The sequence below is a fragment of the Achromobacter sp. Marseille-Q0513 genome (assembly GCF_018195695.1).
Classification (GTDB): Bacteria; Pseudomonadota; Gammaproteobacteria; order Burkholderiales; family Burkholderiaceae_B; genus Achromobacter.
This window is the reverse complement of record NZ_JAGTJY010000221.1, coordinates 1-8,959: the sequence shown is the minus strand read 5'-3', so window position 1 is coordinate 8,959 and position 8,959 is coordinate 1. Positions and strand designations below refer to the sequence as shown.

Below are 8,959 nucleotides of genomic sequence, written 5' to 3'. Positions count from 1 at the left end.
CGCAAAGAACGAGCATGACGCCTGTGACGTCGGCGTCGTGGCGCACATCAAGGGCAAGAAAAGCCACGCCATCATTCAGCAGGGCCTGAAGATCCTGGAGAACCTGGACCATCGCGGCGCCGTGGGCGCCGACAAGCTGATGGGCGACGGCGCCGGCATCCTGATCCAGATTCCCGACACCCTGTACCGCGACGAATTCAGCCAGCAAGGCATCGTGCTGCCTCCGCCCGGCGAATACGGCGTGGCCATGGTCTTCCTGCCCAAGGAAACCGCCTCGCGCCTGGCCTGTGAGCAGGAGCTGGAACGCTCGGTCCGGGCCGAAGGCCAGGTCGTGCTGGGCTGGCGCAACGTGCCGGTGGACGTGGACATGCCCATGTCGCCCGCCGTGCGCGACTGCGAACCCGTCATCCGTCAGCTCTTCATCGGCCGTGGCGCCGACGTCATGGTGCCCGACGCGCTGGAACGCAAGCTGTATGTGATCCGCAAGACCGCCAGCCACGCCATCCAGAACATGCGCCTGGCCCACGGCAAGGAATACTTCGTGCCCTCGGCTTCGGTGCGCACCGTGGTCTACAAGGGCCTGCTGCTGGCCGACCAGGTCGGCCGCTACTACCGCGACCTGGCCGACCCGCGCACGGTCTCGGCCCTGGCGCTGGTGCACCAGCGCTTCTCGACCAACACCTTCCCCGCCTGGCCGCTGGCCCACCCGTACCGCATGATCGCCCACAACGGCGAGATCAACACGGTCAAGGGCAACTTCAACTGGCTGCGCGCGCGCGAAGGCATGATGCAGTCGGCCGTGCTGGGCGACGACCTGAAGAAGCTCTATCCCATCGTCTACGAAGGCCAGTCGGACACCGCCACGTTCGACAACTGCCTGGAACTGCTGGTGAACTCGGGCTACTCGCTGGCCCACGCCATGATGATGATGATCCCGGAAGCCTGGGAACAGCACACGCAGATGGACGAGAGCCGCCGCGCGTTCTATGAATACCACGCGGCCATGATGGAACCCTGGGACGGCCCCGCCGCCGTCGCCTTCACCGACGGCCGCCAGATCGGCGCCACGCTGGACCGCAACGGCCTGCGCCCGGCCCGCTACCTGGTGACGGACGACGACATGGTGATCCTGGCCTCCGAGGCCGGCACGCTGTCCATCCCCGAGAACCGCATCGTCAAGAAGTGGCGCCTGCAGCCCGGCAAGATGTTCCTGATCGACCTGGAACAGGGCCGCATCATCGACGACGCCGAGATCAAGCTGCAGCTGGCCAACAGCCGCCCGTACCGCCAGTGGATCGAGCGCCTGCAGATCAAGCTGGAATCGCTGCCGGCCCCGCGCCAGGGCAATGTGGCCACGCAATCGTCCGTCTCGCTGCTGGACCGCCAGCAGGCCTTCGGCTGGACCCAGGAAGACTACAAGTTCATCCTGGAGCCCATGGCCACGACCGGCGAGGAAGTGATCGGCTCGATGGGCAACGATGCCCCGCTGGCCGTGCTGTCGGACCGCGCCAAGCCGTTCTACAACTATTTCCGCCAGCTCTTCGCGCAGGTGACGAACCCGCCGATCGACCCGATCCGCGAACAGCTGGTGATGTCGCTGGTGTCCTTCATCGGCCCCAAGCCGAACCTGCTGGACATCAACAACGTCAACCCGCCGCTGCGCCTGGAAGTGTCGCAGCCGGTGCTGGACTTCGCCGCCATGGCGCAGATCCGCGACATCGAGCAGGTCACGGGCAAGAAGTTCCGCAGCTATGAGCTGGACATCACCTACCCGGCCGCCTGGGGCCCCGAGGGCATCGAGGCCCGCGTGGCCGCGCTGTGCGCGCGCGCCGTGGACGCGGTGCAAAGCGGCTACAACATCCTGATCGTGTCCGACCGCCTGGTCGACGGCGAGCGCGTGGCCATCCCCGCGCTGCTGGCGACGTCGGCCGTGCACCAGCACCTGATCCGCGCCGGCCTGCGCACCAACGCCGGCCTGGTGGTGGAAACCGGCTCGGCGCGTGAAGTGCACCATTTCGCGCTGCTGGGCGGCTACGGCGCCGAGGCGATCCATCCCTACCTGGCGCTGGAATCGCTGGGCAAGATGGGCGATCCCGAAAAGGCCGTGAAGAACTTCGTCAAGGCCATCGGCAAGGGCCTGAACAAGGTCATGTCCAAGATGGGCATCTCGACCTACATGTCCTACACCGGCGCGCAGATCTTCGAGGCCGTCGGCCTGCAGAAGGCGCTGGTGGACAAGTACTTCACCGGCACCGCGTCCAATATCGAAGGCATCGGCATCTTCCAGGTGGCCGAGGAAGCGCTGCGCCAGCACCGCGCCGCGTTCGGCAACGACCCGGTCCTGGCCAACGACCTCGAAGCGGGCGGCGAGTACGCCTACCGCGTGCGCGGCGAAGAGCACATGTGGACGCCGGATTCCATCGCCAAGCTGCAGCACGCCTCGCGCCAGAACAACTACCGCACGTACAAGGAGTACGCGCAGATCATCAACGACCAGAGCCGCCGCCACATGACGCTGCGCGGCCTGTTCGAGTTCCGCTTCGACCCGTCGCGCGCCATTCCGCTGGACGACGTCGAGCCGGCCAAGGACATCGTCAAGCGCTTCGCCACCGGCGCCATGTCGCTGGGCTCGATCTCGACCGAGGCGCACTCGGTGCTGGCCGTGGCCATGAACCGCATCGGCGGCAAGTCCAACACCGGCGAAGGCGGCGAGGACGAGCTGCGCTACCGCGCCGAAATGCGCGAAGGCAAGAGCACCATCAAGGACGGCGACACGCTGGCCTCGGTGCTGGGCGCCGACCGCATCGAAGCCGACGTGCCGCTCAAGAAGGGCGACTCGCTGCGCTCGAAGATCAAGCAGGTGGCCTCGGGCCGCTTCGGCGTGACCGCCGAGTACCTGTCCTCGGCCGACCAGATCCAGATCAAGATGGCCCAGGGCGCCAAGCCCGGCGAAGGCGGCCAGCTGCCCGGCCACAAGGTCTCGGAATACATCGCCAAGCTGCGCTACTCGGTGCCCGGCGTGGGCCTGATCTCGCCCCCGCCGCACCACGACATCTACTCGATCGAGGACCTGGCCCAGCTGATCCACGACCTGAAGAACGTCAACGCCAAGGCTTCGATCTCGGTCAAGCTGGTGTCCGAAGTGGGCGTGGGCACAGTGGCGGCGGGCGTGGCCAAGGCCAAGGCCGACCACGTCGTGATCGCCGGCCATGACGGCGGCACGGGCGCCTCGCCGGTGTCGTCCATCAAGCACGTCGGCACGCCCTGGGAACTGGGCCTGGCCGAAACGCAGCAGACGCTGGTGCTGAACCGCCTGCGCAGCCGCATCCGCGTGCAGGCAGACGGCCAGATGAAGACCGGCCGCGACGTGGTCATCGGCGCGCTGCTGGGCGCCGACGAATTCGGCTTCGCCACCGCGCCGCTGGTCGTCGAAGGCTGCATCATGATGCGCAAGTGCCACCTGAACACCTGCCCGGTGGGCGTGGCCACGCAGGATCCGGTGCTGCGCCAGAAGTTCCAGGGCAAGCCCGAGCACGTCGTCAACTTCTTCTTCTTCATCGCCGAGGAAGTGCGCGAGATCATGGCCCAGCTGGGCATCCGCAAGTTCGACGACCTGATCGGCCGCGCCGACCTGCTGGACATGCGCTCCGGCGTCGAACACTGGAAGGCCAGCGGCCTGGACTTCACTCGCGTGTTCCACCAGACCCAGTCGGACGCCGACGTGCGCCAGACCGAAGAGCAGGACCACGGCCTGGCCGGCGCGCTGGACCACCAGCTGATCGAGCGCAGCAAGCCCGCGCTGGAACGCGGCGAGAAAGTGTCCTTCATCGTGCCGGTGCGCAACCGCAACCGCACCATCGGCGCCATGCTGTCCGGCGCCGTGGCGGCGCGCTACGGCCATGACGGCCTGGCCGACGACACCATCCACATCCAGTGCAACGGCACCGCCGGCCAGAGCTTCGGCGCGTTCCTGGCGCACGGCATCACCATGGACCTGGTGGGCGAAGGCAACGACTACGTGGGCAAGGGCCTGTCCGGCGGCCGCATCATCGTGCGTTCGCCCAACGACTTCCGCGGCTTCGGCCCCGACCACATCATCGCCGGCAACACCGTGCTGTACGGCGCGCTGGCGGGCGAGGCCTTCTTCAATGGCGTGGCCGGCGAACGCTTCGCGGTGCGCAACTCGGGCGCCGCCACCGTGGTGGAAGGCACCGGCGACCACGGCTGCGAATACATGACGGGCGGCACGGTCGTGGTGCTGGGCGCCACCGGCCGCAACTTCGCGGCCGGCATGTCCGGCGGCGTGGCCTATGTCTGGGATCCGGAACGCACGCTCAAGCAGCGCGCCAACCTGTCCATGGTCGAACTGGAAGCCGTGGTGCCTCATGCCGAGCAGCAGGCGCAGAACGGCATCGACACCTGGCACAGCGCGCAGCGCGGCGGCGAGCGCGAAACGGACGAGACCATCCTGCGTCGCCTGGTGGAAGACCACTTCCGCTACACCGGCAGCTTCCGCGCCCGCGAGATCCTGGGCGACTGGGAAGCGGCGCGCGGCAAATTCATAAAGGTCATGCCGACGGACTACCGCCGCGCATTGGGTGAAATGTGGCGTGCAGCCAACCCGCAACAACTGGCTGCGTGAGGGAAATCATGGGAAAGATCACCGGATTCATGGAATACCAGCGTCTGCAGGAGGCCTCCGAGGCCCCGCAGAAGCGGCTGAAGAACTGGCGCGAGTTCGTGCTGCACCTGAACGACGACCAGGCCAAGCAGCAGGCGGCGCGCTGCATGGACTGCGGCATCCCGTTCTGCAACAACGGCTGCCCGGTCAACAACATCATCCCGGACTGGAATGACCTGGTGTACCGGCAGGACTGGCGCCGCGCGCTGGACGTGCTGCACTCCACCAACAACTTCCCGGAGTTCACCGGCCGCATCTGCCCGGCGCCGTGCGAAGCCGCCTGTACCTTGAACATCAACAGCGACGCGGTCGGCATCAAGTCCATCGAGCACGCCATCATCGACAAGGGCTGGGCCGAGGGCTGGGTCACGCCGCAGGTGCCGGCGCGCAAGACCGGCAAGAAGGTCGCGGTGGTGGGCTCGGGCCCGGCCGGCCTGGCCTGCTCGCAGCAGCTGGCGCGCGCCGGCCATTCCGTGACGCTGTTCGAAAAGAGCGACCGCATCGGCGGCCTGCTGCGCTACGGCATCCCCGACTTCAAGCTGGAAAAGCACCAGATCGACCGCCGCATCTCGCAGATGGAAGCCGAGGGCGTTGAATTCGCGCCGTCGACCTACATCGGCAATCCCAGCGACGCGGCCGCCGACGGCCTGACCGTGCGCACGCCCGAATCGCTGATGGCCGAGTTCGATGCCGTCGTCATGACCGGCGGCTCCGAAACCCCGCGCGACCTGCCGGTGCCGGGCCGCGAGCTGTCGGGCGTGTACTACGCCATGGACTTCCTGCGCCAGCAGAACAAGGCCGTGGCCGGCGACCGCCTGACCAGCCAGACGCTGGCCAAGGGCAAGCATGTGGTGGTGATCGGCGGCGGCGACACGGGCTCCGATTGCGTGGGCACCAGCAACCGCCACGGCGCGGCCTCGGTCACCCAGTTCGAGCTGCTGCCGCAGCCGCCCGAGTCCGAGAACAAGAGCATGACCTGGCCCTACTGGCCGCTGAAGCTGCGCACCTCCTCGTCGCACGAGGAAGGCTGCGAGCGCGACTGGTCCGTGACCACCAAGCTGCTCAAGGGCAGCAACGGCAAGGTCGAGAAACTGGTGGGCGCGCGCGTCGAGTGGTTCAAGGACGAAGCGACCGGCCAGATGAAGATGCGCGAGGCCGAAGGCTCGGAATTCGAGATCAAGGCCGACCTGGTGCTGCTGGCCATGGGCTTCGTGTCGCCGGTGCAGACCGTGCTGGACGCCTTCGGCGTGGACCGTGACGCGCGCGGCAACGTGCGCGCCAACACCGACGACTACCGCACCAACGTCGACAAGGTGTTCGCCGCCGGCGACATGCGCCGCGGCCAGTCTCTGGTGGTCTGGGCCATCCGCGAAGGCCGCCAGTGCGCGCGCTCGGTCGACGCCTTCCTGATGGGATCCAGCGACCTGCCGCGCTGATCTTCCAGGACCGGCCCCCACGCCGCCCCGCGCCCCCAGGCGCCGGGCGGCGTTTCATTTGCGCCGCATGAACGGACCGCGCGCACCGTCCAAGCGTGGCCGGCGACACGCCGGACCGCCCCGTGTTGCGGCTCAACCACGCGATTCCCGACATCCCGGTAGGGTTTGATTCCTGTCAAGCCTGCCGGCGCCAGGGTTTGAGAACCTGTCGTCTCACCCCACGGAAAGATCGGAGAAGAAAATGTTTTCGAAGCTCGGGCGCGTCCGCGCCACCGCCATCGCCGGCCTGCTGGCCGCCGGCGCCTTCGCCGTCCCCGCCCATGCCCACGAGGCCGGCGATGTGCTGCTGAAGGTCGGCGTCACGCAGGTCCGCCCCGATTCCAACAACGGCAGCGTTCTGAACGGCGGCGTCAAACTGGACGTGAACAACAACGTCCGTCCCAGCTTCACCGTGACCTACATGGCCACGCGCAACATCGGCATCGAACTGCTGGGCGCCTGGCCCTTCCAGCACGACATCCGCGGCGGCGGCCTCGGCAAGATCGGCTCGACCAAGCACCTGCCGCCCACGCTGAGCCTGCAATGGCACATCCTGCCGGACAGCATGGTGCAGCCCTACATCGGCGTCGGCCTGAACTACACGCACTTCTTCGACACCAAGGCCGAAGGCGCGCTCGACGGCTCCAAGCTCAAGCTGAAGGATTCGTGGGGCGTGGCCGCGCAGCTGGGCGCGGACATCAAGATCAGCGAGCGCTGGTTCATGAACGCGGACATCCGCTACATCGACATCAAGTCGAAGGTCAGCCTGAACGGCGAACGCATCGGCACCGCGAAGATCAACCCGTGGGTGGCGACGCTGGGCGTCGGCTATCGCTTCTGATCCGGACGCACGCATCAAGCAAGAACGCGCGGGCATGTGCCCGCGCGTTTTTTTGAGCGGTCGCAACGCGGCGCGACCGCCTGACGCCTCAGGCCGCCAGTTGATCGCGCAGCGCCTGCACGGCCGGCGTGTCGTCATCGGCCCGCCACACCAGCCGGGTGCGCGCGACGCCATATTTGCCCGGCAGGTCGCGCACCCGCAGCGCGGTCTGTGCGCCCAGCACATCCAGCACGGAGCGCGGCACGATGGCCACGCCCGTACCGGCCGCCACGCAGGCGACGATCGCATGATAGGACGCGAACTCCATCACCTTGCCCGGCGCCACGCCTTCGCGGCTGAGCCAGGATTCCAGGATGCGGCGATAGGAACAGCCGGACGCGAAGGCGATCACCGTGTGATCGGCCAGCGCCCGCGCGTCGGCGATCTCGGGCCAGGCGCGCGGCGAAATCAGGACCAGCGTTTCGTTGAAGGCTTCGGTTGATGCCAGTCCCTCGGCGGGAAAGGGCTCGGCCACGAAGGCCGCTTCGAGTTCGTAGTCGCGCACCTTGGCCGCCAGCGCGGCCGAGGTGCCCGTGACCAGCTCGATGCGCACCTGCGGCCAGGCCGCGTGGTAGGCCGCCAGCACGGGCGGCAACCGGGCCGCCGCCGTGCTTTCCATGGTGCCCAGGCGCAGCGTGCCGCGCGGCGCGCCGTCGCGCACGGCCTGCTGCGCCTCGGCCGACAGCCGCAGCAGTCGGTCGGCGTAGGACAGCAGCACGCGGCCCTGGTCCGACAGCACCAGGCGCCGGTTCTGGCGGCGGAACAGCGGGGCTTCCAGCGAGGCCTCCAGCTGCTTGAGCCGGGTGGACACGTTGGACTGCACTCGGTTCAGCTGGGCGGCCGCGCGCGCCACGCCGCCCTCGTCGGCAACCGCCTTGAAAATCTGCAGCGCGTCCAGGTCCAAGTTTCTCATTTAAAGAACCTATGTTCTTAATAATTCACTATTCAAGATATTAGTACAGCCGTAGAGTGGGCTCATGTCAAGCCATGCCCAGCCCCTCGTCCCCGCCCGCAGCGCCGTCAGCCTCGCCTGGCCGGCCGCGCTGGCGCTGGCCGTGTTGATGGGCATCGGCCGCTTCGCCTTCACGCCGGTCTGGCCGCTGATGGCGCACGACGCCGCGCTCTCGCTGGAACAGGGCGGCTGGCTGGCCTCGGCCAACTACGCGGGCTACCTGCTGGGCGCGCTGATCGCGGCCGCCTGGCCGCCGCGCCGGCCGCTGGCCGCGCTGGGCGCCAGCCTGCTGGCGGTGGCGGCGCTGACCCTGGCCATGCCGCTGCTGCATTCCGTGGCGGGCTGGGCCGCGCTGCGGCTGGCGGCGGGCTGGGCCAGCGCGCTGGGCTTCATCTGCGTGGCCTCGTGGCGGCCCGCGCCGGCGGGCGACCCGATCGAGCCGGCCGCGTCCGCCGTGGTCTATGCGGGCGTCGGCGCCGGCATCGCGGCGACGGGGCTGGCCTGCCTGGCCCTGATGGCGGCCGGCGCCACTGCCGCGCAATGCTGGGTGGCGCTGGGCGCGCTGGCGCTGGTCTTGGCGATGGCGGCCTGGCCCAGGCTGCGCGCGGTGCTGCCGGCCGCCGCCGCGTCCGCCCGCCCAGCCAGCCGGGAACCGCTGCCGCGCGGCATGGCGGGACTGGCGCTGCACTACGGCGTGTTCGGCGTCGGCTACATCATTCCCGCCACCTTCCTGCCCGTCATGGCCAAGGATGTCATGCCGGACCCGGCCGTGTTCGGCTGGGCCTGGCCCCTGTTCGGGCTGGCCGCCACGCTGTCCTGCCTGCTGGTGCCTCGGCTGGCGCGCCGGCACGGCGAGATCCGGATCTGGCGCGGCGCGCAGGCGGCGATGGCGCTGGGCATGGCGGCGGCGGCGCCGCGGCACGGCCCGGCCGCCGGGGGCCGGGGCGCGCCGCTGGGGGGCGGCGCCCCCA

Annotated in this window: 5 protein-coding genes; 4 read left to right on the top strand and 1 reads right to left on the bottom strand. The window is 68.6% G+C overall.

The annotated features are described in order from the left end of the window. From KDH83_RS27435 to KDH83_RS27425, 3 genes are all read left to right on the top strand, one after another. Positions 1 to 4,642, top strand: a 4,642-nt coding sequence (locus KDH83_RS27435) for a glutamate synthase-related protein (protein ID WP_212321517.1), incomplete at its 5' end; no start/stop codon positions are given. An 8-nt stretch (positions 4,643 to 4,650) separates the two neighbouring features. After that, on the top strand, positions 4,651 to 6,117 hold the full coding sequence (locus KDH83_RS27430) for a glutamate synthase subunit beta (RefSeq protein WP_212321515.1): 1,467 nt from the start codon (positions 4,651 to 4,653) through the stop codon (positions 6,115 to 6,117). Between the two features lie 241 nt (positions 6,118 to 6,358). Continuing rightward, the gene (locus KDH83_RS27425; RefSeq protein WP_103272003.1) at positions 6,359 to 6,997 is read left to right on the top strand and encodes an OmpW family protein; all 639 of its coding nucleotides are present in this window, start codon (positions 6,359 to 6,361) and stop codon (positions 6,995 to 6,997) included. A gap of 88 nt (positions 6,998 to 7,085) precedes the next feature. Here KDH83_RS27425 and KDH83_RS27420 read toward each other — a convergent pair whose 3' ends face one another. Further along, positions 7,086 to 7,949, bottom strand: coding sequence for a LysR family transcriptional regulator (locus KDH83_RS27420; protein WP_212321513.1), 864 nt, complete (start codon positions 7,947 to 7,949; stop codon positions 7,086 to 7,088). A gap of 64 nt (positions 7,950 to 8,013) precedes the next feature. On the opposite strand from KDH83_RS27420, the gene KDH83_RS27415 reads away from it, so the two are divergent. Then, positions 8,014 to 8,959 (top strand): YbfB/YjiJ family MFS transporter (locus tag KDH83_RS27415; protein ID WP_212321511.1); only part of this gene is annotated, 946 nt, incomplete at its 3' end.